Here is a 25000-nt window from a genome sequence, read left to right on the forward strand (position 1 = left end):
ACCGAGGAGCCCCGTCATGAACCTGCACCAGTTCGCCGAAACCCACGACGTCACCAACCAGCCGCCGTCCCTGGATGGCGTCAACCTGTACCGCATCGACCTGCCGCTGCAGCAGTGGTCGCAGCGTTTCGGGGCGGGCTGGGCCCTGGCGCGGATCGATGCATACGGTGCGCTGGCCGGTGGGCCGCTGATGGAAGCGGGGTTCCTGGCGAACCGGAACAAGCCGGTATTTTCCAGCCACGACCGCTACGGCCATCGCATTGACCTGGTGGAATTCCATCCAGCCTATCATCAGTTGATGCGCACGGCCGTCGAGCATGGCTTGCCCAGCCTGCCCTGGGCGCATCCGCAACCCGGTGCCCATGTCGCCCGGGCCTCGATGACGTACCTGCACAGCCAGGCCGAAGCCGGCAGCGGCTGTCCGCTGACCATGACGTTCGCCAGCGTACCGGCGTTGCGCTTGCAGCCAGACCTGGCCGAGCGCTGGTTGCCGAAAGTGCTCGCCACCGAGTACGACCCGCGCAATGTCGGCATGGCCCACAAGGCCGGTGTCACCCTGGGCATGGCGATGACCGAAAAACAGGGCGGCACCGATGTGCGGGCCAACACCACCAAGGCTTACCCGGTGGGCGCCAGCGGCCCGGGCCAGGCCTATGAACTGGTGGGACACAAGTGGTTCTGCTCGGCGCCGATGTGCGACGCCTTCCTCACCCTGGCCCAGACCGACAAGGGCCTGAGCTGTTTCCTGCTGCCGCGCCATCGTCCGGACGACACCCGCAATCAGTTCTACATCCAGCGCTTGAAGGACAAGTTGGGTAACTGGTCCAACGCCTCCAGCGAAGTCGAGTTCCGCGGCGCCCTGGCCTGGATGATCGGTGAAGAAGGCCGAGGCGTGCCGACGATCATCGAGATGGTCGCCATGACCCGTTTCGATTGCATGGTCGGTTCCAGCGCCCTGATGCGCCAGGCACTGACCCAGGCCAGCCATCACTGTGCGCACCGAATGGTCAGCGGCAAATTGTTGAACCAACAACCGCTGATGCAAAACGTGCTGGCCGACCTGGCCCTGGAAAGCGAGGCCGCCCTGGCCCTGAGCCTGCGCATGGGCCGGGCGCTGGATCACTTGAGCGATGAGCACGAGGCCCGGTTCGCCCGCCTGGTGACGGCGGTGGGCAAATACTGGATCTGCAAGCGCGCCCCCGGGATGATCAACGAAGCCGCCGAATGCATGGGGGGCGCCGGCTACGTCGAAGACAGCATCCTGCCACGGCTGTACCGCGAGGCGCCGGTCAACTCGACATGGGAGGGTTCCGGCAACGTGCAATGTCTCGACGTGTTGCGGGCCCTGTCCAAGGAGGCGGGGGTGCTCGAAGTGCTGTTCAGCGAGCTGGGCGACGGTCACGGCGACAAACGCCTGGCGGGTCACATCAATCAATTGCACGCCGCGCTCAAGGACACCGCCGACATCCAGTACCGCGCCCGGCAACTGACCGAAGACATCGCCGTCGGCCTGCAAGCCAGGCTGCTGCTCGAAGCGGGGAACAGCGACGTCAGCGATGGGTTCATCGCCAGCCGCCTGGGCGCCGCAGGCCGTGCATACGGCACCTTGCCCCGTGGCTTGAATGTCGAAGCCATCGTGGCCCGCTCGACCCCACGAGGGTTTTGAGAAGTTGGCGTCTGGCACCGGCCTTCTGAGGGAGCGAGCCCGCTCGCTCCCTCAGAAGGCCCTGTCAGGGTTTGGTCAATACGCCACTGTTCCCGTCGGACGACGATACAGGCAAGATGAAGGCCTGCAAGCCAGAACACAGGAAGCTGATCGTGACCGAAGCGTTTATTGTCGTTCAAACCGCCGAACAAGCCGTGGATCGGCTGGCGGCCCTGCATGAGCGTGCGACCACTGCGCTGAACCAGGCGCTCATGCGTTATCTCAAGGACCGCATCGAGCCGGACGCCGAGCAACGTGCATTGTTTCGCTACCCCGCCCTGCGCCTGACCTATCACTGCCATGGCGAAGTTCCGCAGACCACCCGTGCCTACGCCAAGGTCCAGTTGCCGGGCACCTACAGCGTCACCGTGACCCATCCTGCCGCGTTCCGTAAGTACTTGCTGGAACAACTGACCCCGCTGATGCACGACTTTACCGTCACCGTGGAAGTGGGCGTCAGCGAGCAGAACATCCCGTATCCGTACGTGGTGGAGCAAGGTGATGAACTGGCCGGTTCCGGCGTGACCGCTGCGGTGTTGGCGCGGGTGTTCCCCAGCACCGACCTGTCGGCCGCCACCGATGGCATCGCCGATGGTCTCTACGACTGGGAAAACACCGACCCGCTGCCCCTGGCGCTGTTCGACGCCGCCCGGGTGGATTTCTCCCTGCGCCGGCTGGTGCACTACACCGGCAGCGATTGGCGCCATGTGCAACCGTGGATCCTGCTGACCAACTATCACCGCTATGTGGACCAGTTCATCGTCCATGGCCTGGAGCAGTTGCGCAGTGATCCGCGTTTCGTGCGCATGGTCTTGCCGGGCAACGTGATCATCGACAAGAGCATGAGCCACGACGAAGCGTCGGCCATTGCCGCGGGCGTGGTCTGGCACCGCTATCAGATGCCGGCCTATCACCTGCAGGCCAGCGATGGCCATGGCGTGACCCTGGTGAACATCGGCGTCGGCCCGTCCAACGCCAAGAACATCACCGACCACCTGGCGGTGCTGCGCCCGCACTGCTGGCTGATGATCGGACACTGCGGCGGGCTGCGGCAGTCACAGACCATCGGCGACTACGTGCTGGCCCACGCCTACATGCGCCGCGATGGCATTCTCGACCGCGTGGTGCCGCCGAACATTCCGATCCCGGCTCTGGCCGAAGTGCAGTTGGCGCTCCAGCAGGCCGCCGCGAACGTCACCGGCGAAAAGGGCGAGGAGTTGAAGAAACGCCTGCGCACCGGCACCGTGCTGACCTACGACGACCGTAACTGGGAATTGCGCTGGGCCCAGGAGCGCCCGTTGATCAACCTGTCCCGCGCCGTGGCGGTGGACATGGAAAGCGGCACCATCGCTGCCCAGGGTTATCGCCTGCGAGTGCCGTATGGCACGTTGCTCTGTGTGTCGGACAAGCCGCTGCACAGTGAAATCAAGCTGCCGGGTTCGGCGAACGCGTTCTATGAGCGGGCGGTCAACCAACACCTGAAGATCGGTATCGCGGCGTTGGACCTGTTGCGCACCGAGCTCAACTCCCTGCACTCACGCAAGTTGCGCAGTTTCGACGAACCACCGTTCCGCTGATCGGAGGGTGGTTATTTAACGGTCGGGCCACTAGCATGGTCGGCCCTGACCGTTAGATGTTGTATTCGCCATGTCCCGTCCCCCGCGTCCCGCTTCCCGCCGTCCCGGTGCGAAGCCGCACGTCCCTGGTCCGCGCCGTGTGGCCAAGGCGCCGCCGGCCGAGCCCAGGCTCATCCTGTTCAATAAACCCTTCGATGTGCTGACGCAGTTCAGCGACGGCGAAGGGCGGGCGACGCTCAAGGATTTCATCGACGTGCCCGGCATCTACCCGGCCGGACGGCTGGATCGTGACAGCGAAGGGCTGCTGTTGCTGACCAACGATGGGCAATTGCAGGCGCGCATCGCCGATCCCAGGCACAAGTTGGCCAAGACCTACTGGGTGCAGGTGGAGGGGGAGCCGAGCGCCGAACAATTGCAGCGTTTGCGAGAGGGCGTGGAGTTGAACGACGGCATGACCTTGCCGGCCGAGGCGCGCGAACTGGAGGAACCGCAATTGTGGCCGCGCAATCCGCCGGTGCGTTTTCGCAAGAGCGTGCCCACGAGCTGGCTGGAACTGGTGATACGCGAAGGGCGCAACCGCCAGGTGCGGCGCATGACCGCCGCCGTGGGCCTGCCGACACTGCGTCTGGTACGGGTCAGGATCGGCGATTGGACGATCGATGGGCTCGATCAGGGCCAGTGGAAAGAAGTGCCGGCGCGCTTATAACGTCCCGGATTCGATCAGGCCGATCACCACGCTCTTGATCACGAACGCGGCCACGCCGAGGCCCAGCACGAAAAACAGGATGAACGAGCCGAAACGCCCGGCCTTGGATTTCTTCGCCAGGTCCCAGACGATAAAACCCATGAAAATGATCAGGATGCTGACCAGGCCGGTCATCATCCACTCTTCGAAAACAGCAGGATCCATCAGGACACTCCGGCGTGGGCGGGGTTGCAAAGGCGGGGCGAGTATACGGCATGGCGCGCGGGGGAGGGATTGGCCTGCGGCGGTGTGTCGCAGCTATTCATCGCCTGGACTGACGCGTTGTGGCGAGGGAGCAAGCTCCATCGCCACAACAGCGGTCAGTTGCGCAGATGCGTCAACGGCAGTTCGGTGCTGCTGAGTACCTGATTCAACACAAAGCTGGACCGCACGCTGGTGACGCCGTCGATCCGGGTCAGGTGCCCCAGCAGCAGTTTCTGGTAATGGTCCATGTCGGGCACCACGACCTTGAGCTGGTAGTCGGCGTCCATGCCGGTCACCAGGCTGCATTCCAGCACTTGCGGCAGGTTGCGGATGGCGGCTTCGAAATTCTCGAAGCGCTCGGGGGTGTGGCGGTCCATGCCGATCAGCACATAGGCCGTCAGGCTCAGGCCGAGCATTTTGCGGTCGAGCAGGGCGACCTGGCGGGTGATGTAGCCGTCATCCTCCAGTTGCTTGACCCGTCGCGAACAGGGGGAGGGTGACAGGCCAATGCGCTCGGCCAGTTCCTGGTTGGAGATGCGCGCGTCGCGCTGCAATTCCGCCAGAATGCTCAGGTCGTAACGGTCGAGTTTGCTCATTGAACGGGCCTTTATCTTGATAATTGCGACGGATTATCTATCCGGGGTTAAAAATTGCGCAAGTGGTGTTTATTCAAGCAATCTTCGCAATCATCTGTCGCTGCTCCAGGCCTATGCTTACCACCAAGATCACTGCTCGGACAAACAGTCCAGTGCAGCCCGCCCAATCCGGCCGGCTGCGGCCGCAGTACCCACCGGTACTGGCAGGCCCCCGAGCTGCACACCGTCCAGAAGACCGTGTGAGGTGAGCCGGCGTCAAAAGCGTCGAGCACGGACTAGATTTTTCAAAGGGAGGCCGACGGGTCTCCCTTTTTTAATGCCTGCGAAATAAACCCCGTGGCTGATAATCTGTTGCCGAACCGGCCTGGGCTTTTCCAGTCTTACGATCAGGCCCCGAACTGTTGTGAGGAATTTCATGAAGTCGCGCATCTGGCGTTTGGCAGGTGTTGGTCTGTTGTTGGCAAGTGTCAGTGCGCAGGGAGTGGCCGACGATCAGCAAAACCGCGGTGGGCCGGACGGCGACCGCGGCCATGAAGGACGGGGCAGCGGCCAGGGCTATTCGAACCAGCCACGGCCGCAAAGCAACGAGATCATTCGAGGCGACAACAGCCGTCAGTTCGAGGTCAAGCCGCTGCCTCAATACCAAGGCGGCCAGCACGATTATCGCGTTCCCCTGGACACCAACGTTCATGGCCGTCCACAGCCGCAACCCGGTAACAACCTGCCTATCCAGGGCCGGCCCGACAGCGTGACCCAGACCCGGGAACCGCAACCGGGCTATTACCGGGATATTCCCCGTCGCAGCGACGGCTATCCGAGTGGCGGCCAACGGCCAGACTGGAACCATCGCTCCGATCAGGACCATCGCCCCGACCAGCGCTGGCAGGGCCGGCCGGACGGTCGTGGCAATGGCTGGGGGCCGGGGCCAAAGTATCGCCCTGGCTATGTGATCGACCGTTTCCCGGAACGCAACTATCGCATCCCCTATCGCGGCCAGGACTATTTCTATTCGGGCGGCTACTGGTATCGCCCCCATGGGCCACGTTACGTGGTGGTCGAGCCGCCACGGGGCATTCGTACCCGCTACCTGCCCGATTACGCCCGGGAGGTGTGGATCGGCAGCTCGCTGTTCTTCCTCGCCGCTGGCGCCTACTACGTCTACGAGGCCAGCACCCAGGATTACGTCGTGGTCGAGCCGCCCGTGGTCAATCCATCGCCTCAACCCCAAGGCAACAGCTTTGACGTGGTGGCCTACCCGGTCAACGGCCAGTCGCCCGAACAGGTCAACCAGGATGGCTACGACTGCTATCGCTGGGCGGTGCAGCAGAGTGGCTTCGATCCGCGCAACTACACCTACCCGCCGGCCCCGGAAGTGGTGCAGACCTATCGCCAGGCCGAGGGCAGTTGCTTGAGCAGTCGTGGGTATCAGGTGACCTATTGAGATCAGTAGGGAACCTGTTCTTGTGGCGAGGGGATTTTCTGTGGAGACGGCTACGCCTTGGCGCCTTTCACCACCTCGGTCGGATCAGCATGCACCAACACCTCGGCCTTCGGATAAGCCTCATGGATGGCGTCGGCGGCCTGGTCGCTGATGCCGTGGGCCACTGAGAGGGTCAGTTCCCCCGGCAATTCCAGGTGCAGTTGCACGAACCAGTGGTTGCCGGATATCCGCGTGCGCAGGTCATGGGCGCCGAGCACGCCGGGCACGGCGCAGGCCAGTTCCAGCATGTGCTGGCTGACGTCGGGCGGCAGTTCTTCGTCCATCAGCACCGCAAAGCTTTCCCGGGCGATCTGGATTGCGCTCCAGAAAATGTACACGGCGATCCCGAGGCCGAACCAGGCGTCGAGTTGATACCAGCCGAACCCGGCCAGTACCAGCGCGATCAGGATGCTGCCGTTGAGCAACAGGTCGGAGCGGTAGTGCAGCGAATCGGCGCGCACGGCGTTGGAGCCGGTGGCGCGGATGACCCGATGCTGCAACGCCAGCAGGGCCAGGGTCAGCACCAGGGAGAACACGATCACGCCGACGCTCAGCCAGGGCGCGTCCACCGGCACCGGGTTTTTCAAGCGTTCGAACGCCTGCAAGGCAATCAATACCGCACTGCCGCCGATAAACAGCGCCTGGGCCATGCCGGCCAGGGATTCGGCCTTGCCATGACCGTAGCGATGGTCATCGTCGGCGGGGCGTAGTGCGTAATGCACCGCCAACAGGTTGAGCAGCGAGGTGACGCCGTCCAGCGCCGAGTCTGTCAGGCCGGCGAGCATGCTCACCGAGCCGCTGAGCCACCAGGCCAGTGCCTTGGCGATCACCAGGGTGAGCGCCACGGCCACCGAAGCGCGGGTGGCCAGGCGTAGCAGACGAGCGTGTTCGTTACCGGTGGTCATGGCTCGGTGGTTCCTTTCTTGACGTCTGTTACGCGGCTGGCTTGAGGCCGAGGGCGGCCAATTGCTGGGCGCTGCCCTTGTGCTGGATCAGGCGTGGATCGTCCAGCGGGAAGCTGCGGCCCAGCTCGCTTTCCAGGATGGCCTGCAATTTGTGGTTATCGACGCTGCCGTCGGCGTTGATGGCGGGCTTGAGTTTTTCCGGTGCGATCTGGGCGGTCTTGCCTGGCTCGAAGTAGATGGCGCCGGTGGCGAAGTCCACGGCGAACGCGATCAGGCCGGGGATGATGTAGAACAGCAGGCCGACGGCGTCGAGCGCGGCAATCGCCGGGTCGATCTTGCCGTCGATCTGGCCGCGACGGTCCGGGTAGAAGATCGAGCCGCAGGCACTGAGCTGGGTCAGCAGGGTCACGACCAGGGCGCCGCCGATCACGCGAAAGGGAATACGCATAACAATCTCCTGAACAGGTAAAGGTGTTGCTGGTTGGAGTCCGGACCACGCTAAACAGTTCGCCGTTATACTCGGCCCTCTGTCTTGGAGCCAGCATGATTTCTTTGCCGATTGATGAAGTTTTACCCGCCCTGCGTCAAGCCTTGGCGTCCCGCCACGAAGCCGTGCTCGAAGCGCCGCCCGGCGCCGGTAAAACCACCCGCGTTCCCCTGGCCTTGCTGAACGAGCCTTGGCTGGCCGGGCAGACCATCCTCATGCTCGAACCGCGGCGCCTGGCCGCGCGTGCGGCGGCCGAGCGACTGGCCAGCGAGCTGGGGGAAAAGGTCGGCGAAACGGTCGGCTACCGGATTCGCCTCGACAGCAAGGTCGGCCCCAAGACCCGCATCGAAGTGGTCACCGAAGGCATTCTCACCCGCCGCTTGCAGGATGATCCGGCGTTGGAAGGCGTGGGCTTGCTGATTTTCGACGAGTTCCACGAACGCAGCCTGGATGCCGACCTGGCCCTGGCCCTGAGCCTCAACGGTCGGGAACTGTTTCGCGATGATCAGCCGCTGAAGATTCTGTTGATGTCGGCCACCCTGGAAGGCGAGCGCCTGGCCGGGTTGCTGGATGACGCGCCGATCCTGCGCAGTGAAGGGCGGATGTTTCCGGTGGCGGTGCGTTGGGGCCGTCCGTTCCAGCCAGGCGAGTTCATCGAGCCGCGACTGGTGCAGACGGTGCTCGAAGCGCTGCACGACGAAACCGGCAGCGTCCTGGTGTTCCTGCCGGGGCAAGCGGAGATCCGTCGCGTCCATCAGCAATTGGCCGATGCCCTGGGCGAACGCAGCGATGTGCTGTTGTGCCCGCTGCACGGTGAGCTGGACCTTGGCGCCCAGCGCGCGGCCATCGACCCGGCGCCGCCGGGCTTGCGCAAGGTTGTGTTGGCCACCAACATCGCCGAAACCAGCCTGACCATCAACGGCGTGAGGGTGGTGGTCGACGCCGGGTTGGCTCGCGTCCCGCGTTTCGATCCGGGCAGTGGCATGACCCGCCTCGACACCCAGCGCATCTCCCGGGCCAGCGCCACTCAGCGGGCCGGTCGGGCCGGGCGCCTGGAGCCGGGGGTGTGCTACCGGTTGTGGTCCGAAGACCAGCATGAACAACTGGCCGCCTATGGCAGCGCGGAAATCCTCTCGGCGGACCTGGCCGGGCTGGCCCTGCAACTGGGGCGCTGGGGTGTCGCGCCGCAGCAATTGGTCTGGCTCGATGTCCCACCGCCGGCCGCTTATGCCCAGGCCCGGGACCTGTTGCAACGCCTGGGCGCGCTGGATGGCGAGCAACTGACCCGTCACGGTCAGGCCATGGCCGAGCTGCCGGCCCATCCGCGCATCGCCCATTTGCTGCTGCGCGGGCAGGCGCTGGGGTTGGCGGACATGGCCTGCAACGTCGCCGCGCTGCTGGGCGAGCGCGACATTCTGCGGGGGGCGGGCGCGGATCTGCACAGTCGCCTGATGTTACTGTCCGGCGAAGAACGGGCGGCACGGGGCGGTCAGAATGGGGTGCAGCGGGCGCGGCAACTGGCCCGGCAATATCGCGGTTACCTGCGCGGCAAGGCCGAAGAAGCCGTGGCCGATTCCGATCATCCGCGCTGGCTCGGCGCCTTGCTGGCGCTGGCCTATCCGGATCGCGTCGCCCAGCAGCGCCGTGCCGGCGGCGCCGAGTATCGTCTGGCCAACGGCCGTGCGGCGTTGTTCGCCGAAGTCGATAGCCTGATGAAACAACCCTGGCTGGTGATCGCCGACCTCGGCAGCCGTCAGGGGCAGCGTGAGGAACGCATTTATCTGGCAACGGATTTCGACCCGGCGCTGTTCGATTCGGTGTTGGCCGAGCAGGTGCGCGTGGTGGATCAATTGGATTGGGACGAGCGCGAAGGCGTGCTGCGGGCCGAGCGCCAGCGCAAGGTCGGCGAACTGGTGCTCAGCCGTGAACCGTTGACCGGCCTGGATGAGTCGGCCCGCAACCAGGCCCTGGTGAACCTGGTGCGGCGCAAGGGCCTGGAGCTGCTGCCCTGGACCCCAGAGTTGCGGCAATGGCAGGCGCGGGTGGCGCTGTTGCGTCGGCTCGACCTGGAAGCGAAGAGCGAGAGCGAATGGCCCGACGTCAGCGACGCGGCGTTGCTGGACAGCCTCGAACATTGGCTGATGCCGTACCTGGGGCGGGTTTCGCGCCTCAGCCATTTCGCCAACCTGGACCTGTCGAGCATTGTCCACGACCTGTTGCCCTGGCCGTTGCCGCAACGCCTGGATGAACTGGCACCCCATCACCTGAGCGTGCCCTCGGGCTCGTCGATCCGGCTGGACTACAGCGAGCATCCGCCCATTCTCGCGGTGCGCTTGCAGGAACTCTTCGGCCTGGCCGACACCCCGCGCATCGCCGGCGGCCGGCAGGTGGTCAAGCTGCACCTGCTGTCACCGGCGCGCCGCCCCGTGCAGGTGACCCAGGATCTGGCGAATTTCTGGCGCAGCACCTACGCCGAGGTGAAGAAGGACCTCAAGGGGCGTTATCCCAAGCATTACTGGCCGGACGATCCGCTGGTGGCGGAGGCGACGGCGCGGGTGAAGCCGCGTAAGTGAGCTGAGGGAATTCAGGATATGAAATACAAAGCCTAAGGCATCGCCGGCAACAAAAATCGCGCAATCACCGGCAGATGATCGGAAATGCGCAAGGTATCGTCCTGTCGTACCTGGGCTTCGACCCGTTTGATCCGTGGGCTGTAGAACAGGTAGTCGACGGTGCGGTCGGGGCCGTTGAGGCCGGGGTCGTTCGGGTAGTGGGTCAGCCAGTGTTCGCGGTCGATGCCGCTGGCCTCGTCGTTGGTGGGGATCATCGGGTATTTTTCCCACAGCAGGTGCAGTGGGCTGTCGGCGGAGTAGGGCGTGCGTTGTTCGTCGGGCAGGCGCCGGTATTGGCCGAGGGGCAGCAGGTTGAAATCGCCGCCGATCAGCCAGGGCGCACCCTGGGATTCGAATTTGTCGAGTGCCCCGGCCACGGCGCTGACCTGGTTCGCCAGGGTCTGGTCCGGCTGCGTGGCCCGCTCCAGATGGGTGTTGACTACCGCCAGTTGGCTGCCGTCGCTGAGCGGCAAATAGCTCACCAACAAGGCGTCTTTCGGCTGGAACTGGCGGCTGATGAAGTTGGCCTCGGCCACCGGTAGCTGCACCCGCTCGGCCCGGTCGATGCGGTAGCGACTCAGGGTCGCCAACTGCCGGCCGACACTGCCGAAGATGTGCGGGGCGGGGATGAAATCGGCCTTCCAGTCGAAGGCACTGATCACGCAGGGGTAGAGGTCGGCGAGGCGTTCCTGTAGCAACTTCAGCTGGTTCTGGTAGTCGCTGGCCTTGGCGCCGTCGTCCAGTTCCTGGAGCAGCACGACGTCGGGCTGTTCGTCGCGGATGACCCGTGCCACTTCGTCGAGGCTGAAGGCCATGTCCTCCAGGGTCGGGCTTTCGTCGTCGCCCTGGGCCAGGTCATGCCAGAACACGTAGCGTTTGCCGGCCAGAAATTGCACGTTCCAGGTCATCACCTTCAAGGCCTGGCCGGGCACCAACGGTGCGGCATTGGCGGTACAACTGACCGGCAGCGTTTCCCGCGGCTGGGGGCGCCAGGTCAGGCCGTAGACGGCGAAGACCGCGACGCCGAGGATCAACGCCAGGCCCAGCAAAATGTTGCGCAATGGACGGGTCATGGCTGAGGTTTTTCGGCAATCAGCATGAACATCCGGAACAGCACCACGCTGGTGAACAGTTGCAAGAAGCTGTGCGCGCTGTCGATCAGCAGGCTGACCAGCGGGTGGGGATGCGGGTACACCGAGACACTGGCGCCCTTGAGCAGCCACAGTGGGCCCATCACGGCGAGTATGCACAGCAGGATCCGCCAGAAATGACCTCGGGTCAGGTTCAGGCTTTCCCTCATCGCTGCCAGCGGTGCCAGGCCCCTCAATACCAGCAGGTATTCGCTGAAGGCCAGGGTCACCATCAACCACAGGCCTGGCAACAGGTACAGCGAGACGCCCACCAGGATCAGCAACGTATTGATGGCCGTCAGCAAGGCAAAGCGTGGCCACAGGGCGACGGCGGCGGCGAGCAGGTCACGGGAGCGCGGTGATTCGCCACGAGTCCGGGCATCGAGAAACAGGATCAACACGGCGGTGTACAGGGGATAGACCAACAACCCGAGGATCAGGCTGTAGCCGGGAAAACCCTCGGGATCGGCGATGTTGTCGACCCCTTGTTGCAACACGGCTTCGAGTACGACCAGTGGCAGGCACAGTTGGGCGATCCGGCCCAGATGGCGTTTGAAGAAATACAAAGAGTCGCGCAGCACGTCAAACGGATTCATGGGTCGGTATCGCAGCTCAATAAAGCGGTCAGACACTTTAACCGATCAGGCCGTGCCACAAGCAAACGTAAACATCAGGTAAAGACCGTTGAAACTTGGTTGCCGAGCCCCATTACTGATGGGCGCCGGTCCTTGGGACCGGCATGGTTTTCTACCCGGCAATCTGATGAGGTCGCCATGAACAGCGAAGAACAAACCCTGATCGATGGACTGTTTTCACGGCTGCAACAGGCCGAAAGGGATTCAGCCCCGCGCGACGCCCAGGCCGAGGCGCGGATCAAGGAACACCTGGCGAGCCAGCCCGCAGCGGGCTACTTCATGGCTCAGGCGATCCTGGTGCAAGAGGCGGCGATCAAGCGTCTCGATGAGCAGAACAAGCAGCTCAACCAGCAAGTCGAGCAATTGCGCGGCGAACTGCAACAGGCCCGCAACCAGGCTTCGGCACCCAGTGGCGGGGGTGGTTTTCTCTCGAGTATTTTCGGCAGCAGCTCCCGGGATTCGCGCCCGGCACCTGCGCCGAGCGCTCCGGCATCCGGCGGTGGCGGCTGGCGCGAGCCGTCCTTCAATGCACCGCCTTTCAATGCGCAACCCCAGCAAGGTTTCGGTGCGCCACCGGTCAATTATGGCGCACCGCAACAGCAAGCCCCGGCCGCGAGCAGCTTCCTGGGCGGCGCGTTGAAAACCGCGGCTGGCGTGGCAGGTGGCGTGATGCTGGCCCAAGGCATCAGCAGCCTGTTCCACAGCAACCAGCAACCCCAGGAAATCGTCGAAATCATCAAGGAAGAACCGGTCCAACCCAGCAACGACAACGCTGACCGTGGTTGGGGCGACGACCAGCGCGTGGCGGACAACGACAGCTATGGCAATGACCAGGGCGGTTTCAGCGACGCGGACTACACCGACGATTCGTCTTTCTTCGGCGACGACGATTCCTACGTCTGACCTGCCATTCGTCCGGGGTGCCCTGGTGCCCCGGACCGATTATTCGCGGAACAATCCTTCTGGCTGGCATACTGGGCGACTTTTCGGCCCCGGTGGTCTGTGTGCGTGTGCATTCAAGAGGAAACGCGGTGAAAAAAATTGCAGTGTTCGCCGATGTCCAGAACCTCTACTACACCGTGCGCCAGGCCTATGGCTGCCATTTCAACTACGCCGCCCTGTGGGCCGATGTCAGCAAGCATGGGCAGATCGTCGAGGCCTACGCCTATGCGATCGACCGCGGCGACAGCAAGCAGCAGCAATTCCAGCAGATCCTGCGCAACCTGGGCTTCATCGTAAAGCTCAAGCCCTACATCCAGCGCAGCGACGGCTCGGCCAAGGGTGACTGGGACGTAGGCATCACGCTGGACATCATGGACGCCGCCGACCACGTCGACGAAGTGGTGCTGGCCTCGGGTGACGGCGATTTCGACATGCTGCTCGAACGCATCATCCACAAGCACGGCGTGCAGGCGGTGGCCTATGGCGTGCCGGGGCTGACCGCCAATTCGCTGATCCGCGCCGCCAGCCGCTACGTGCCGATCGAAGGCGCGTTGTTGCTCAAGAATTGATTTCCAGGGAGTCCAGCAGGTTTGGAACGCATTGCAGTCATCGACTTTGAAACCACCGGCATTACCCCGAGCAGCAGTTGTCGAGCCACCGAAATCGCCGTGGTGATGCTTGAGCGCGGCCAGATCGTCGACCGCTATCAGAGCCTGATGAACGCGGGCGTACGTGTCCCGGCCTTCATCGAGCAACTGACCGGCATCAGCAATGCCATGCTGCGCAACGCACCGTCGGCGGAAAAGGTGATGAACGAGGTCAACGAATTCGTCGGCACCACGCCACTGCTGGCGCACAACGCCGCGTTCGACCAGAAGTTCTGGGACTTCGAACTGGGGCGCATCAAACGCACCCGCCTGCAAAATTTTGCCTGCTCACTGCTGTTGGCCCGGCGCCTGATGCCGGCGGCGCCCAACCACAAGCTCGGCACCCTCAACGTCTTCGCCGGCCTGCCCCATACCGGCCAGGCCCACCGGGCCATGGCCGACGCCGAAATGGCCGCCAACCTCACCGCCCACCTGGCCTCGGAACTGCGGCACAAGCACGGGCTGCGAGCGTTGTCCCATGACTTGCTGTGCAGCTTGCAGAAAGTGCCGGCGGCGAAGATCAATGAGCATCTCAAGCGGCATCGCGGGTTCTAGACCTAGTGGAAGCAGGTTATTTGCCGTTGCCTTCCAACTGCCCCAACGGCACCCGCTTTTCAATGGCGCTGGACAGCACGATCGAGGTCTTGCTGAAGCCGAACTGGGCGATGCGGTTGATCAGCTCTTCCAGTTCCGGCATCGAGCCGACCGCCGCTTGCATGATCACGCATGGGTCGCCGGTGACCCGATGGCATTCGGTCAGTTGTGGGATTTTGCACAGTTCGTCGTAGGTCGATTGTTTGCCGTGCTGGTTCATCCGCAGTTCGATGACGCATTGGATCGGCAGGCCGATCTTCGCCATGTCGACTTTGGCCTGGTAACCGGTGATCACGCCGCAGGCTTCCAGTTTGGCGACCCGCTCGGCCACGGCCGGGGCTGAGAGGTTTACTTTGCGGGCCAGGTCGGCGTAGGAGGCACGACCGTTTTCCAACAGGGCGCCGAGCAGCATGCGATCGTATTTGTCCACGGTTCGGGCTCCTGATGAGCGATCTTTGGAAAACACGGTTTATAGCGTTCATCTCCGTGTTTTGAAAAGTGTATGGCTCGGATAAACAGGTTTTGTAACTTATTTTCCCTGTGTTGCCTTTCTAGAATAGCTTCCCTCACTGTCCTGATTCCGAGCCGTCCATGCCTGGCCCACGCCGTTTTCCCTTGCCGTTGATTGCGGCTTTTTTTGCCCTGTATGTCATCTGGGGTTCGACCTACCTGGTGATTCGCATCGGGGTTGAGCATTGGCCGCCCTTGCTGTTGGCCGGGATCCGTTTTGTGCTGGCCGGATCGCTGATGTACGGCTTCCTGCGCTGGCGCGGGGCGCCGGCGCCGACTTGGGCGCAATGGAAGGCCGGGGTGGTCATTGGTGTGTTGTTGCTCAGTTTCGGCAATGGTGCGGTCAGTGTGGCCGAGCATACGGGCGTGGCGTCCGGGGTGGCGGCGCTGGCCGTGGCGACGGTGCCGTTGTTTACCTTGCTTTGTGGCTATTTCTGGGGCACGCGTAACACCCGCCTGGAGTGGGCGGGGATTGTGCTGGGGCTGATCGGCATCGCCATGCTTAACCTGGGTTCCAACTTGCAGTCGAGCCCCTTGGGAGCGACCTTGCTGGTGTTCGCGGCGGCGTCGTGGGCTTTCGGTTCGGTGCTGAGCAAACATGTGCCGTTGCCGGCGGGGGCGATGGCCAGTGCCGTGGAAATGCTCGCGGGCGGCGTGGTGTTGTTGATCGGCAGCGTGGCCAGCGGCGAACGCCTGGCGAGCGTCCCGCCGCTGGAAGGCTGGTTCGCACTGGCCTACCTGACTTGCTTCGGTTCGATCATCGCCTTCAACGCCTACATGTACCTGCTCAAGCATGTGCGGCCGGCAGCGGCCACCAGCTACGCCTACGTCAACCCGGCAGTGGCGGTGTTGCTGGGCATCGTGTTTGCCGGTGAAAGCATTGGCATGGAGGAGGGCATGGCGATGCTGGTGATCATCAGTGCCGTGGTGTTGATCGGCTTGCCGCAGTGGCGCAAGCCCAAGCCTGCGTCGGCCGAATCCTGATTTAGGGTAAACTTTGGCGCATTGCACCTTTGCACACACCCTGCACTGAATTTTCCTACGGTACTCCCATGACTTTCGCCACCCTTGGCCTGATCGAACCCTTGTTGCGCGCCCTCGAGACGCTTGGCTACCAGACCCCGACCCCGGTGCAGGCCCAAGCCATGCCGGCGGTGCTGGCCGGTCGCGACCTGATGGCCGCGGCCCAGACCGGCACCGGCAAGACCGCCGGTTTCGCCGTGCCGTTGCTGCAGGTGCTGACCACCGAAGGGCCGAAGGTCGCCGCCAACTCGGTGCGGGCGCTGATCCTGGTGCCAACCCGTGAACTGGCCGAGCAGGTCCATGAAAGCGTGCGCCAGTACGCGCAGAACCTGCCGTTGAGCACTTACGCGGTGTACGGCGGCGTCAGCATCAACCCGCAGATGATGAAGCTGCGTCGGGGCGTTGACCTGCTGGTCGCCACGCCGGGCCGCCTGCTCGACCTGTTCCGCCAGAACGCGGTGAAGTTCAATCAGTTGCAGACCCTGGTGTTGGACGAAGCCGACCGCATGCTCGACCTGGGTTTTTCCGAGGAACTGGCGAACATCTACAAGGCGTTGCCGAAGAAGCGCCAGACGCTGCTGTTCTCGGCGACCTTTTCCGACGCGATCCGCCTGTTGGCCGGGCAGATGCTCAACGACCCGCTGAGCATTGAAGTGAGCCCGCGCAACGTCGCCGCCAGCACCGTCAAGCAGTGGGTGGTGACGGTGGACAAGAAGCGCAAGCCGGAGCTGTTCGTGCACTTGCTGCGCAAGAACAAGTGGAAACAAGTGTTGGTTTTCGCCAAGACCCGCAATGGTGTCGATGCGCTGGTGGAGAAACTCCAGGGCATTGGCGTCAATGCCGATGGCATTCATGGCGACAAACCACAGGCCACCCGCCAGCGTGCGCTGGACCGGTTCAAGTTGGGTGAGGTCCAGATCCTGGTGGCCACCGACGTCGCGGCCCGTGGCCTGGACATCGAGGACTTGCCGCTGGTGGTGAACTTCGACCTGCCGATCGTCGCCGAGGACTACATCCACCGGATCGGTCGCACCGGTCGGGCGGGCTCTAGCGGGGAGGCGATTTCCCTGGTCTGCGCCGATGAGGTGAACCTGCTGTCGGCCATCGAGATGCTGACGCGCAAAACGCTGGCTCGCCAGATGGAGCAGGATTTCGAGCCTGAGCACCGGGTGCCGGACACCGACGCCAGCGGCCAGGTGATCAAGAAACCGAAAAAGCCGAAGAAACCGAAGGTTTCCGGCGGTGGCGGCAAGCGCAACCTGGGCAAATGGGTAGACAGTGGTGATTCGGGCCCCGTGGAGCCAGCGATCAAGCCGGTGCGCAAAGTGCCGGTGTTCAATACCGGACCGCGTAAGCGTAAGCCTTAAAGGTAGCTGCAAGCTTCGAGCTTCGAGCTAAAGATTTACGCTCGCAGCTCTCAGCTTATTTGGCTTACTGGCTGTTTCGTAGAAACTCCAGCATCCCCAACCCTGCCGCCCGACCGCTGGCAAAGCATGCTGTCAGCAGGTAGCCACCGGTCGGCGCTTCCCAGTCGAGCATTTCCCCGGCGCAGAACACGCCGGGCACTTGCTTGAGCATCAGGCGTTCGTCCAGGGCTTCGAACTTCACCCCGCCAGCGCTGCTGATGGCTTCGTCCAGGGGACGGGGCTTCACCAGCGTCAGCGGCAGGGCCTTGATCGCCTGGGCCAGGTGCGCCGGGGCCGCGAAGCATTCGGCGGGCGTTAGTTCGCGCAACAGCGCCGCCTTGACCCCATCGAGCCCCAGTTGGCTGTGCAGGTGTTTGGCCATCGAGCGCGAGCCGCGTGGTTTGTTCAGGGCTTGTTGGATTTTGTCCACAGGCCGGCCTGGCAGCAGGTCCAAATGGATCGTCGCGCTGCCGTGCTGGTCGATGGCGTCGCGAATCGGCGCCGACAGGGCGTAGATCAGGCTGCCTTCAATGCCGGTGGCGGTGATCACGCATTCGCCGAGGCGCGGCACGTCGTCGTTCAAGCCGATGGCGATATTTTTCAGCGGGACGCCGGCGAATTTGCTGACCATCAACTCGCTCCAGGCCTGCACGTCGAAGCCGCAATTGCTAGGTTGCAACGGCGCGAGGGCGACGCCGCGCTGTTCCAAGGGCAGCATCCAGGCACCGTCGGAGCCCAGGCGCGACCAACTGCCGCCGCCCAGCGCCAGTAATGTCGCGTTGGGTCGTAGGGCTTTTTCCCCTTCCGGCGCCGCGATTCGCAAGCTGCCATCGGGGTTCCAGCCGAGCCAGCGATGGCGCGTGTGGATCACTACGCCGGCTTCGCGCAGGCGCTTGAGCCAGGCGCGCAGCAGCGGGGCTGCCTTCATGTCGGTCGGGAACACCCGTCCGGAGCTGCCGACAAAGGTGTCGATGCCCAGCCCGTGAATCCATTTGCATAAATCATCCGCCCCGAACGCCCGCAGCAGCGGGGCGATATTCGGTGCTCGTTCGCCATAGCGGGACAGGAACGCGGGAAAGTCTTCGGAATGGGTAATGTTCATGCCGCCCACGCCGGCCAGGAGGAATTTCCTGCCCACCGAAGGCATGCCGTCGTACAGATCCACCCGGACGCCGGCCTGGCTCAACACCTCGGCTGCCATCAGGCCGGCGGGGCCGCCGCCGATGATGGCGATGGTGGGGGTAGAGGGCTGGGCGGTCGAGGTCATGATTTGAACTGTGGGGGCTGGAATAGGCGGGGCATTCTACCAGCACCGCTTGCACATTCAGTGGTGCTTTCCAACAAGTGATCAAAAAACATCCAGGGCCCTGCAAGCGCTGTGCGGCATAGCCTGGAGGCCGTTTCGCTCAGGTTATCCACAGGCCGCTCCACAGACACTGTGGGTAACGCGCCCAGGTTTCAATGACAACCTGATGACGTCCACACCCGTTGTGCGCTGTGATGCAGGATCCCGTGGCGGCGGGCCAGCGCCTTGCGGTCCTTGCTGTAGCCGCCGCCGATCACGCCGACCACCGGGATGTCGCGCCCCAGGCAATGGCGCATCACGCGCTCGTCGCGGGCGGCGAGGCCTTCGTCTGTCAGCTTCAGGTAACCGAGGGCGTCGTCCTTGTGCACATCGACGCCGGCGTCGTACAGCACCAGGTCCGGTTGGTAGAGCGGCAGCAGGTAGTTGAGGGCATCGTCCAGCACCTTCAGGTAGGCCGCGTCCTCCATGCCCATGGGCAGGGGGATGTCCCAGTCGCTCTGGGCCTTGCGTGCGGGAAAATTCTTTTCGCAATGCAAGGAAACTGTCACGGCGTCCGGCGTGTCATGGAGTATTCGGGCGGTGCCGTCGCCCTGATGCACATCGCAGTCGAAGATCAACACCCGCGAGACCCGGCCGCTGGCCAGGAAGTAACGGCTGATCACCGCCAGGTCATTGAAAATGCAAAAGCCGGCCGGGTGGTCGTAATGGGCGTGATGGGTGCCTCCGGCCAGATGGCAGGCCAATCCATGCTCGAGGGCCTGTTCGGCGGCCAGGATAGAGCCGCCCACGGCGCGTACTGTCCGGCGGGCCAAGGCCTCGCTCCAGGGCAGGCCGAGTCGCCGTTGGTCTTCACGGGACAACTCGCCGCCCATGTAGCGTTCGATGTACGCGCGGTCATGAGCCAGGGCGAGGATATCCGGCGGGCAGAGCGCCGGGCGCAGCAGGTCGGCGTCATGGACCAGCCCGCTGTCCACCAAGTGATCGCGCAGCAGGCGAAACTTGTCCATGGGGAAGCGATGTTCGGCCGGGAAGTCGGGGCTGTAGTCTTCGTGATAGATAAGCGGCAGGGGCATGGTGTTTTCAGCGGTGGTGATGTGACGGATCCTGGGTTTGTACGAAAAGTCGCCGAGCGGCGATCAGGCAAGGCGAAAACAGGCGAGGAAGCGCAGTGTACTGGAGTACATGAGCATTCCGATCGGACTCGCGCACGAGCCTGTTTTCAACGCAGCCTGATCGTCGCGCAGGCACTTTTCGTACAAACCCTACCAGCGTTGTAGACTCTGGGGCATGGAAAGGGAGCGAAGATGGAGCCGATACTCGAACTGCAAAGCGCACGCCTGCTCTTGCGGCAGTGGCGTGATGATGACTTGGCGGAGTTTGCGGCCATGTCGGCCGATCCGCAGGTGATGCGTTATTTCCCGGCCCCCCTGAGTCGCCTGGAAAGTGCTGCCTTGATCGGCCGCGTGCGTGGGCATTTTGCCGAGCATGGCTTTGGTTTGTGGGCACTGGAACGCAAGGACACCGGCGCGTTCATCGGCTTCACCGGGCTCGGCGTGGTCGGTTTCGACGCGCACTTTACCCCGGCCGTCGAGATAGGCTGGCGCCTGGCCCGGCGACATTGGGGGCTGGGGTATGCCAGCGAGGCAGCATGGACGGCGTTGCGTTGTGCCTTCGACCGGTTGTCGCTGGAGGAAGTGGTGGCGTTCACCGCCGTCGATAACCTGCCGTCGCAAAAGGTCATGCAGGCCATCGGCATGCAACACGACCCGGCGGACGACTTCGAACACCCCAAACTCGCCGTCGGTCATCCATTGCGGCACCATGTGCTCTATCGCATCAATCGGGAGCAGTGGTTACAGACCCTGCAGGGTTAACATGGATGTCACAATGCCCGCCTGAACGGCCCGGGCCGACAATCGATCCACCGCCGCAGCACAGACTGCGCGGTATTGTGCTGTGTGAGGAAAGTCTGAATGAGCCACGTGTTGGAAGATCTGGTCGACCTGCTGACCCTGGAATCGATCGAAGAGAACCTGTTTCGCGGGCGCAGCCAGGACCTGGGGTTCCGCCAACTGTTCGGCGGCCAGGTGCTCGGCCAGTCGCTGTCGGCGGCCAGCCAGACCGTGGAGCCGGCGCGCCATGTGCATTCGATGCACGGCTATTTCCTGCGCCCCGGTGACGCGGCGTTGCCAGTGGTCTACCAGGTGGATCGGGTACGCGACGGCGGCAGTTTCAGTACCCGCCGGGTCACGGCGATCCAGAAAGGTCATCCGATCTTCACCTGCAGTGCTTCCTTCCAGTACGACGAACAGGGTTTCGAGCACCAGAGCAGCATGCCGCAGGTGGTGGGGCCGGAGAACCTGCCTTCCGAACTCGAACTGACTCAGCAGCGTGCGCACCTGTTGCCCGAACACATGCGCGAAAAACTGCTGTGCCCCAAGCCGATCGAGGTGCGCCCGGTCACCGAAAAAGACCCTTACAACCCGCAGCCGGCGGACCCGATCAAGTACGTATGGTTCCGGGCTGACGGCGCCCTGGCGGACTCTCCGGCCTTGCACAAATACCTGCTGGCCTACGCGTCGGATTTCGGCCTGTTGACCACCTCGATGCTGCCCCATGGCAAATCGGTGTGGCACAAGGACATGCAGGTCGCCAGCCTCGATCACGCCTTGTGGTTCCACGCCGACCTGCGCGCCGACGACTGGTTGCTCTATGCCATGGACAGCCCTTGGGCCGGTAATTCCCGTGGGTTTTCCCGTGGCAGCGTGTTCAACCGCGCCGGGCAACTGGTGGCCTCGGTGACCCAGGAAGGCCTGATTCGCCATCGCAAGGATTGGGCATGAGCCTGGCGGATGTCCGGCATTGGGTGTTCGACATGGACGGCACGCTGACCATCGCCGTGCACGATTTTGCGGCGATCCGCGTGGCCCTGGCGATTCCCCCTGAGGATGACATCCTGACCCACCTGGCCGCGTTGCCGGCGCAGGAGGCGGCAGCCAAGCATGCCTGGCTGCTGGAGCACGAGCGGGACCTGGCGCTGGGGTCCAGGCCCGCGCCCGGAGCGGTCGAGCTGGTGCGGGAGCTGGCGGGGCGCGGCTATCGGCTGGGCATCCTGACCCGTAACGCCCGCGAGCTGGCCCACGTGACCCTCGAGGCCATCGGCCTGGCGGACTGTTTTGCCGTGGAGGATGTGCTGGGCCGTGACGAAGCGCCGCCCAAGCCACACCCCGGTGGCTTGTTGAAGTTGGCCGAGGCCTGGGCCGTTGCGCCCGAGACGATGGTCATGGTTGGCGACTACCGCTTCGACCTCGACTGCGGCCGCGCGGCGGGTGCGCGCACGGTGCTGGTGAACCTGCCGGACAATCCCTGGCCGGAGCTGACGGATTGGCATGCGCGGGACTGTTTCGAGTTGCGGCGGATGCTGTTGGCTTGAGATTTTGTGTGGACTGGCTGATCGCTTCCGGTCGACACAAGGCTCACGGCTCGAACAACGCCTTTAGCCCCTGCGCCGAATTGAACATTCCCTCGCCGCTATGCCCGACCCCGGGCACTTCGATCAGTCGCTGGTTCAACCCCACGGGATGGCGCCGGGTCAGGTAGTCGAAAAAGAAGTGCCCGCGCAATAACCGATACGGTCCTTGGGTCTGTGCCTCACAGCCTTTATCCAGCGCCGGCTGTTCCGGGTCGACGTCCTGTTGTCCCAGCAGATAGACGACGTCGCGCTTGACGTAGTTTTCTTCCAACTGAGCCGGTGTTTGTCCGACGGCATAGGTGGGCAGATTTTCCAGGCCATATTTCCAATGATTGAAGCCCGGGCAACTGGCAAGGGCAAAGGCCATGGGCCGCTGTCCGTCGAAATAGGCATAGGACGATGGGTTGGCAACGACGAAACGCGGGCTGATCCGGTATTCGCCATGGGCGAGCAGGGCATAGCGCTGGACCACCTGGGCGCCGCCGGAGTGGCCGGCGATGACGATCTCCTTCACTTCGGGAAACTGCTGGCGGTCGCTGACCCGCGCCACGATGTCGTCCAGGACCTGGAACGAACTCACCGGATTCGGCCCTGTGGATAAACCGCCGGCCATCCAGTCATTGCCTTGCCAGCGCAGGAGGTCATTGGGCAGTTGATGGCGAGCCACGTCCTGCTCGTTGAGAAACTGCGGGGCAATGATCAGGGTCGTGTCCAGTTGCCCGGCGAGCCCGGCTGCTGTTTCGGCGCTGCGCAGATAGGTGTCGGCGTTGCGCAACCGCCCGTGGACGATGATCAGCACGCGCTGGATGGACGCGGGCGGCGGGCTTACGGCAACCGCCATGGCACCGCCCTGGAGTTGCAGGCGTCCTTGAGCGACCTCATTCACGCCGTGTTCGTTTGCCTGGGCGAGCAGGCAACACAGCGACAGGCCGATCAACGTCCCCCACTTCATCATCTACAGGTTTTTCGCCGCGAAGGTGTCGCACTGGCCGACCTGGCCCTGGGTAAAGCCGGCCTTGAACCAGCGCACGCGCTGCGCCGAGGTGCCATGGGTGAAGGAGTCTGGCACCACGCGGCCCTGGCCCTGTTGCTGCAAGCGGTCGTCGCCGATGGCGTTGGCGGCGTTCAAGGCCTCTTCGATGTCGCCGGGCTCGAGCCAGTTCAGGCGTTTTTGCGCATGGTTGGCCCAGACGCCAGCCAGGCAATCGGCCTGCAACTCCTGGCGAACCAGCAAGCCGCCGTCGCCTTCCATCTGCCGGCCTTGCTGGCGTGCCTGCTGGATTTTCGCCGACACGCCGAGCAACGTCTGCACATGGTGGCCGACTTCATGGGCAATGACGTAGGCCTGGGCGAAGTCGCCGGCGGCCGCGAAACGCTGGGTCATTTCCTTGAAGAAACTCATGTCCAGGTAGACCTGCCGGTCCGCCGGGCAATAGAACGGCCCGGTCGCCGAAGAGGCCAGGCCGCAGGCCGAGTTGACCCGACCGCTGAACAGCACCAGCTTCGGTTGCTGGTATTGGCGCCCGGCTTGCTGGAAAATCTGGCCCCAGGTGTCTTCGGTGTCGCCGAGGATCGCGCGCACGAATTCGGCTTGTTCGTCGTTGGCCGGTGGCGCCTGGCGGGTTTGCGATGATGTGGGGGCGGACTGGTCCATCTGCCCGGCCAGTTGACCGAGGATCTGCATAGGGTCCTGGCCGGTGATCCAGCCGATGCCGACGATCAGGACAATGGCTGTCAGGCTCAACCCCTTGCCGCCGCCGAAACGCAGCCCGCCACCGCCCCCGTCGTCCCCGCGAGCGTCCACCACGTTGTCACTGCGGCGACCTTTTTTCCATAACATGGCGAAATCCTCTGATTGGCCCTGTGAAGAGTGTGCCTGCCGTTGGGGTGAGTCTAGCGTTCAGGCGCCCAAGGTGCGCGCCGCGCTTGAGCTGTCAGGCAACGGATACGGGTTTTGGTTCATGGGTAAAGCGATCCTGCCGGGTTCGCGGATTTTCATTACACTTCGGGCTGCAGAACTTATCCGGTCCTTCCCGGCCCAAGCACTGCAGCGTGCGTCACGGCCCTTACATCCAGCAACGCAGGTTTCCCTTATGACCGTCAGCACCCCGCTCTCCGGCGTCAATCGGCCTTTCAAGGGCATCGTGCTGATTCTGGTCGCAACGTTCCTGTTCTCCAGTCATGACGCGTTGTCCAAGTATCTGTCGGGTTTTTATCCGATCATCATGGTGGTGTGGGCCCGTTACCTGGTGCACACCTTGTTGATGGCCGGTATTTTCCTGCCCCGTTCGGGCTTGCGGGTGCTGCGTACCAAGCGTCCGCTCTGGCAACTGGCCCGGGCCTTGTGCCTGTTGGGCACCAGCCTGTTCTTTACCACGGCGCTGCTGTACATCCCGTTGGCCGAGGCGACGGCGGTCAACTTCCTGGCCCCGGTGCTGGTGACGGCGTTGTCGGTGCCGTTGCTGGGCGAGCGGGTGACGCGTGGACAATGGGTGGCGGTGATCTTCGGTTTTATCGGGGTATTGATCATCGTCCATCCCGGCGGCGACCTGTTCACCCCGGCGGTGGTGTTGCCGTTCTGTTCGGCGTTGTTCTTCTGCTTCTACCAACTGCTCACGCGCAAGCTCAGTGAGGTCGACAGCCCGACCACCAGCAATTTCTTCGCCGGCCTGTGCAATACCTTGGTGATGAGTGCGCTGGTGCCGTTCTTCTGGCAAGTGCCGAGCCTGGTGCACGGCGCGATGATGCTGGCGCTGGGAACGTGCGGGATGACGGCGCACCTGATGCTGACCCAGGCCTTCCGCTTCGCCGCCCCGGCGTTGCTCGCGCCGTTCGGCTACTGCCAGATCGTGTTCGCTGGGTTATTGGGCTGGTTGTTGTTCAGCCATACGCCAACGTTGACCACGGTGGTGGGCATTACCCTGATCTGCTTGAGTGGGTTGGCGGCGGCGTGGCAACAGCGACGGGGGTGACGCAGAACGTGAAGAGGGGAGTGTGGGAGCAAGGCTTGCCTGCGATGCAGAC

25 protein-coding genes are annotated in these 25000 nt (G+C 63.5%); 14 read left to right on the forward strand and 11 right to left on the reverse strand.

Annotated features, from left to right (window positions below):
* Positions 1-16 precede the first annotated feature (16 nt).
* The 3 genes from N4Q37_RS12165 to N4Q37_RS12175 all read left to right on the forward strand — a co-directional run bounded on the left by N4Q37_RS12165 (position 17) and on the right by N4Q37_RS12175 (position 3988).
* Positions 17-1666 carry an acyl-CoA dehydrogenase family protein gene (locus N4Q37_RS12165; protein ID WP_260958245.1) on the forward strand — a complete coding sequence of 550 codons (1650 nt, stop codon included), beginning with the start codon at positions 17-19 and terminating at the stop codon, positions 1664-1666.
* Between the two features lie 116 nt (positions 1667-1782).
* The gene (gene amn / locus N4Q37_RS12170; RefSeq protein ID WP_260958246.1) at positions 1783-3282 is read left to right on the forward strand and encodes an AMP nucleosidase; all 1500 of its coding nucleotides are present in this window, start codon (positions 1783-1785) and stop codon (positions 3280-3282) included.
* Positions 3283-3421: 139 nt separating this feature from the next.
* On the forward strand, positions 3422-3988 hold the full coding sequence (locus N4Q37_RS12175; RefSeq protein ID WP_260958292.1) for a pseudouridine synthase: 567 nt from the start codon (positions 3422-3424) through the stop codon (positions 3986-3988).
* On the opposite strand, the gene N4Q37_RS12180 is transcribed toward N4Q37_RS12175, so the two are convergent.
* Both N4Q37_RS12180 and N4Q37_RS12185 read right to left on the reverse strand, forming a co-directional pair.
* On the reverse strand, positions 3983-4192 hold the full coding sequence (locus N4Q37_RS12180) for a DUF2788 domain-containing protein (protein ID WP_007937369.1): 210 nt from the start codon (positions 4190-4192) through the stop codon (positions 3983-3985). The two genes, N4Q37_RS12175 and N4Q37_RS12180, sit on opposite strands and share 6 nt — an antisense overlap.
* 155 nt (positions 4193-4347) lie before the next feature.
* Entirely contained in the window at positions 4348-4827 is a 480-nt protein-coding gene (locus tag N4Q37_RS12185; protein WP_144929880.1) for an Lrp/AsnC family transcriptional regulator, read from the reverse strand.
* Between the two features lie 415 nt (positions 4828-5242).
* Here N4Q37_RS12185 and N4Q37_RS12190 point away from each other — a divergent pair, with 415 nt between their 5' ends.
* On the forward strand, positions 5243-6268 hold the full coding sequence (locus N4Q37_RS12190; protein WP_260958248.1) for a DUF6515 family protein: 1026 nt from the start codon (positions 5243-5245) through the stop codon (positions 6266-6268).
* 50 nt (positions 6269-6318) lie between these two features.
* On the opposite strand, the gene N4Q37_RS12195 is transcribed toward N4Q37_RS12190, so the two are convergent.
* Complete coding sequence (locus tag N4Q37_RS12195; protein WP_260958249.1) at positions 6319-7212, reverse strand: cation diffusion facilitator family transporter; 894 nt, start codon at positions 7210-7212, stop codon at positions 6319-6321.
* Positions 7213-7240: 28 nt separating this feature from the next.
* Entirely contained in the window at positions 7241-7660 is a 420-nt protein-coding gene (locus N4Q37_RS12200) for a polyribonucleotide nucleotidyltransferase (RefSeq protein WP_260958250.1), read from the reverse strand.
* 95 nt (positions 7661-7755) lie between these two features.
* On the opposite strand from N4Q37_RS12200, the gene hrpB reads away from it, so the two are divergent.
* Entirely contained in the window at positions 7756-10272 is a 2517-nt protein-coding gene (hrpB, locus tag N4Q37_RS12205) for an ATP-dependent helicase HrpB (protein ID WP_260958251.1), read from the forward strand.
* Between the two features lie 32 nt (positions 10273-10304).
* Here the strand turns inward: hrpB and N4Q37_RS12210 are convergent, their stop codons facing one another.
* Together N4Q37_RS12210 and N4Q37_RS12215 are read right to left on the reverse strand one after the other, a co-directional pair.
* Positions 10305-11384: an endonuclease/exonuclease/phosphatase family protein gene (locus N4Q37_RS12210; protein ID WP_260958252.1), complete on the reverse strand. Its 1080-nt coding sequence runs from the start codon at positions 11382-11384 to the stop codon at positions 10305-10307.
* The gene (locus tag N4Q37_RS12215) at positions 11381-12037 is read right to left on the reverse strand and encodes a YciC family protein (protein ID WP_260958253.1); all 657 of its coding nucleotides are present in this window, start codon (positions 12035-12037) and stop codon (positions 11381-11383) included. Before N4Q37_RS12215 ends, N4Q37_RS12210 begins: the two co-directional genes overlap by 4 nt.
* Positions 12038-12214: 177 nt before the next feature.
* Between N4Q37_RS12215 and N4Q37_RS12220 the strand changes: the two genes are divergently transcribed.
* The 3 genes from N4Q37_RS12220 (at position 12215) to N4Q37_RS12230 (ending at position 14220) form a co-directional block, all read left to right on the forward strand.
* Positions 12215-12979 carry a DUF2076 domain-containing protein gene (locus N4Q37_RS12220; protein ID WP_260958254.1) on the forward strand — a complete coding sequence of 255 codons (765 nt, stop codon included), beginning with the start codon at positions 12215-12217 and terminating at the stop codon, positions 12977-12979.
* A gap of 128 nt (positions 12980-13107) precedes the next feature.
* The gene (locus N4Q37_RS12225; RefSeq protein WP_260958255.1) at positions 13108-13587 is read left to right on the forward strand and encodes an NYN domain-containing protein; all 480 of its coding nucleotides are present in this window, start codon (positions 13108-13110) and stop codon (positions 13585-13587) included.
* Between the two features lie 21 nt (positions 13588-13608).
* Positions 13609-14220 carry a 3'-5' exonuclease gene (locus N4Q37_RS12230; RefSeq protein ID WP_260958256.1) on the forward strand — a complete coding sequence of 204 codons (612 nt, stop codon included), beginning with the start codon at positions 13609-13611 and terminating at the stop codon, positions 14218-14220.
* Positions 14221-14236: 16 nt separating this feature from the next.
* Here N4Q37_RS12230 and N4Q37_RS12235 read toward each other — a convergent pair whose 3' ends face one another.
* Positions 14237-14689, reverse strand: coding sequence for an Lrp/AsnC family transcriptional regulator (locus N4Q37_RS12235; protein ID WP_260958257.1), 453 nt, complete (start codon positions 14687-14689; stop codon positions 14237-14239).
* A 161-nt stretch (positions 14690-14850) separates the two neighbouring features.
* Here N4Q37_RS12235 and yedA point away from each other — a divergent pair, with 161 nt between their 5' ends.
* On the forward strand, positions 14851-15753 hold the full coding sequence (gene yedA / locus N4Q37_RS12240; protein WP_260958258.1) for a drug/metabolite exporter YedA: 903 nt from the start codon (positions 14851-14853) through the stop codon (positions 15751-15753).
* 68 nt (positions 15754-15821) lie between these two features.
* On the forward strand, positions 15822-17159 hold the full coding sequence (locus tag N4Q37_RS12245) for a DEAD/DEAH box helicase (RefSeq protein ID WP_260958259.1): 1338 nt from the start codon (positions 15822-15824) through the stop codon (positions 17157-17159).
* Between the two features lie 64 nt (positions 17160-17223).
* Here the strand turns inward: N4Q37_RS12245 and N4Q37_RS12250 are convergent, their stop codons facing one another.
* Both N4Q37_RS12250 and N4Q37_RS12255 read right to left on the reverse strand, forming a co-directional pair.
* The gene (locus tag N4Q37_RS12250) at positions 17224-18465 is read right to left on the reverse strand and encodes a TIGR03862 family flavoprotein (RefSeq protein WP_260958260.1); all 1242 of its coding nucleotides are present in this window, start codon (positions 18463-18465) and stop codon (positions 17224-17226) included.
* Positions 18466-18656: 191 nt separating this feature from the next.
* Positions 18657-19577 carry a histone deacetylase family protein gene (locus N4Q37_RS12255; protein WP_260958261.1) on the reverse strand — a complete coding sequence of 307 codons (921 nt, stop codon included), beginning with the start codon at positions 19575-19577 and terminating at the stop codon, positions 18657-18659.
* A 231-nt stretch (positions 19578-19808) separates the two neighbouring features.
* Here N4Q37_RS12255 and N4Q37_RS12260 point away from each other — a divergent pair, with 231 nt between their 5' ends.
* From N4Q37_RS12260 to N4Q37_RS12270, 3 genes are all read left to right on the forward strand, one after another.
* The gene (locus tag N4Q37_RS12260) at positions 19809-20378 is read left to right on the forward strand and encodes a GNAT family N-acetyltransferase (protein WP_260958262.1); all 570 of its coding nucleotides are present in this window, start codon (positions 19809-19811) and stop codon (positions 20376-20378) included.
* A gap of 99 nt (positions 20379-20477) precedes the next feature.
* On the forward strand, positions 20478-21347 hold the full coding sequence (gene tesB, locus N4Q37_RS12265; RefSeq protein ID WP_260958263.1) for an acyl-CoA thioesterase II: 870 nt from the start codon (positions 20478-20480) through the stop codon (positions 21345-21347).
* A complete protein-coding gene (locus N4Q37_RS12270) occupies positions 21344-21937 on the forward strand; it encodes an HAD family hydrolase (RefSeq protein WP_260958264.1) in 594 nt (197 codons plus the stop codon). Before tesB ends, N4Q37_RS12270 begins: the two co-directional genes overlap by 4 nt.
* Before the next feature lie 43 nt (positions 21938-21980).
* Here N4Q37_RS12270 and N4Q37_RS12275 read toward each other — a convergent pair whose 3' ends face one another.
* Both N4Q37_RS12275 and ypfJ read right to left on the reverse strand, forming a co-directional pair.
* On the reverse strand, positions 21981-22931 hold the full coding sequence (locus N4Q37_RS12275) for an alpha/beta hydrolase (protein WP_260958265.1): 951 nt from the start codon (positions 22929-22931) through the stop codon (positions 21981-21983).
* Positions 22932-23816 (reverse strand): KPN_02809 family neutral zinc metallopeptidase, encoded by an 885-nt coding sequence (gene ypfJ / locus N4Q37_RS12280; RefSeq protein WP_260958266.1) that lies wholly within the window; start codon positions 23814-23816, stop codon positions 22932-22934.
* Positions 23817-24069: 253 nt separating this feature from the next.
* On the opposite strand from ypfJ, the gene N4Q37_RS12285 reads away from it, so the two are divergent.
* Positions 24070-24948, forward strand: coding sequence for a DMT family transporter (locus N4Q37_RS12285; RefSeq protein WP_260958267.1), 879 nt, complete (start codon positions 24070-24072; stop codon positions 24946-24948).
* The last annotated feature ends 52 nt before the right edge of the window (positions 24949-25000 follow it).

Origin of the sequence: Pseudomonas citri (assembly GCF_025336485.1) — a bacterium.
GTDB lineage: Bacteria > Pseudomonadota > Gammaproteobacteria > Pseudomonadales > Pseudomonadaceae > Aquipseudomonas > Aquipseudomonas citri.